Source organism: Enterococcus sp. DIV1298c, from assembly GCF_017316315.1.
GTDB lineage: Bacteria > Bacillota > Bacilli > Lactobacillales > Enterococcaceae > Enterococcus_B > Enterococcus_B mangumiae.
The window spans coordinates 1-2,552 of sequence record NZ_JAFLWG010000087.1; the positions used below are offsets into that span (position 1 = coordinate 1).

Here is a 2,552-nt window from a genome sequence, read left to right on the forward strand (position 1 = left end):
ACGATACCGCCCATCAAGCCGTTCGAAGTATTCGTATGTAACGTTCCTAAAACCTCGCCATTTTTGATTGTGGCAGTGCCGTTGTTGATTCCGATCAATCCGGCACTTCCATAAGGTTGACTCGCTGAGATCTCACTGTGTTCGTCGATTTTGATATTTTCAAGTTCAATCGATGTGCCACTTGCCACTTGCCCAATCAACCCAGCCGAGTAAAACTGCGTTCTCGTATTGTTGACAGTCACCCGTGACAAAGTTAAATTCTCGATCCGTGATTGGTTGCCTCCATTAAGTGTCTGGATCATCCCAAGTGCCGCACTGGAACCAGCTAATGAAAGATTGGTGATCGTCGTGCCATTACCCATCAAGTTCCCAGAAAATTGACTTCTACCTGTAAAGTTACCTTTTCCAGCCATGTCGATTGTTTGATTTGTCTCTGGTTCAAACGTATAAGTTTGACTATTTGAATCGTATGGAAATTCACTTCGTAAGAATCTTTCTAAATCATCCGCATTGCGGATAACGGTTGATGCGTATTCCGCTGTAACAGTTGCATTTTCACTGCCCATCCTGAATGTTGCCGTGCGATTCGTTAGATCAACATTGGAAATGGTACTATCTGCTCCAGTTACACTAAAACCTGAAAAACGATACCCTGGTAATGCAGGTGCAGCGGTAACGACTGTTTCTTGTCCCATTTGCAAAGTATTTGAACCAGCTGTCGGGTCAGTATTACTCCCGGCTTGAGGATTTCGATTCAATGTGAGTACCTGATCCGCTAGTTCATAACGAGCGGTCACTGTTGCATTTTCGGAACCCATGGTAAATGTAGCAGTGCGGTTGGTTGTATTCACATTACTGATTGTTCCCCCAGTCCCACTTACATCAAATCCTGCGAAACGATATCCAGGAGCTGCAGGAGCCGCACGAACCGTCGTTGTTTCTCCCATCACTAAACTCGTTTTATCTGCTGTTAAGCTTCCTGTGCTACCTGGACCATTATTCTGATTGAGTGACAAAGTTTGAGTAGTTAGCGAATATATTGCCGTTAGAATCGCATCCTCAGTTCCAATAGTCATACTCCCACCTAAGCTAGGTGGTATATGGTTAAGCCAGCTTCCAGCACCTGTGAGTTCAAACCGATCAAACTGATAACCTGGATTGGGCGCTCCGGCACGAATCACCCCCCACGTACCAGGAACCAGTGGTCCTGTTGGAAAGGTCGGTAATACTTGACTTCCTTCAGGAGGTTCAACTCTGCCAGTCACCGTATATACCGGTGGCACATAGGCCGCTTCGGAGAACTCAGTGCGCATTGCTGAAACGAGAGTTTCTCTATGATTTCTATGCCACATTTGTATAAACAAAGAGGAATGATAGAAATATGAATTAACTATCCAACTGACATCAAGTGTAAAAACGTTTGATTGAGCAAATGTACTTCTCCTAACAGATGTTCTTTCTACAACGATTCGATAGGGATGAAAATCTGCTAACACCCCTTCGCTGTCGCCTGAACGAGCCACAGGGTCCTTAAACCCATATGATTCTCTTTCGAAAACCGTAATTCTAAAATTATCACTATTTGCTTGGATCCTTGGGACAAACTCATAGTCACTTCTTACAGGATTCCCCCATATATTAGAACCAGAATTGATGATATCCCCTCCATTTGGAGTATAGATATATTGTCGAGGTAAATAAAATGTCCCTGCAATGGTATCACCAATTTCTGAACCAATCGCATTGTTGCTATTGTCCCAAGCAATAACTGCTCTACTGTCGTTCATCAAATAATTAGAGTATGTTTGTGGAAACTGTGTTCTTCCACTACCACTAGCATTTCCTTTAAGAAAACGAGAAATCCAAAAATTATCTAAGTTCGTCAATTCACCCATTCTGGATGAGATTCCATTTCCATCTAGCAACTCATCTGTTACATCTGGCGTATCTGAATCTTGGATATGTAGATTTTTAATAAGTTCAGCTCGTTCTTCTTCCGTGAATTGAACTGTTGGACTTGACTCTTCTACCACCTCTCCTATTTCTTCTGTTGTCTCAGGTATACCATCTGTCGTTTCGATTTCGGTAATCGAACTATCAATTGTTTCAGCAATCACCCCTACACTATTCCCTAATGACGAGAAGAGCATCAGAACGACCAAAATCATTTGTACTATTTTCTTTCTATAAAAATGAGTCATTTATCTCCTCCTACTCTACACGTGATGCCTCCCGTGTAGTCATCTGCTGATTGTTTTTGGCAGAAAGCTATACTCACTGTTTTTTATGTGTTTTTTCTATATCTTGCGCCTTCTGTTTGATGAAAGCTACAGATACGTAACTGAATATTCTTCCATAACATCGCAACTATAAAAGGTCATTTGATCTCCAACAGTTGTTTATGGTGGCATCTATTCGTTTTTTATTCAACCTACTTTAGGTGTATCACACTCCTTTTAGCTCCGATGAAAATATAATTATAAATAGCAAAGGAACACGTTATGGTTTTTAGCTTCCCTTTAGTATAATAACATTAATACACGCATTTTTTA

1 protein-coding gene is annotated in these 2,552 nt (G+C 41.4%); it reads right to left on the minus strand.

The features are described 5' to 3' along the window. On the minus strand, positions 1-2,201 hold a 2,201-nt coding region (locus tag JZO83_RS14180), incomplete at its 3' end, for a hypothetical protein (RefSeq protein WP_207116123.1). Between the last annotated feature and the right edge of the window lie 351 nt (positions 2,202-2,552).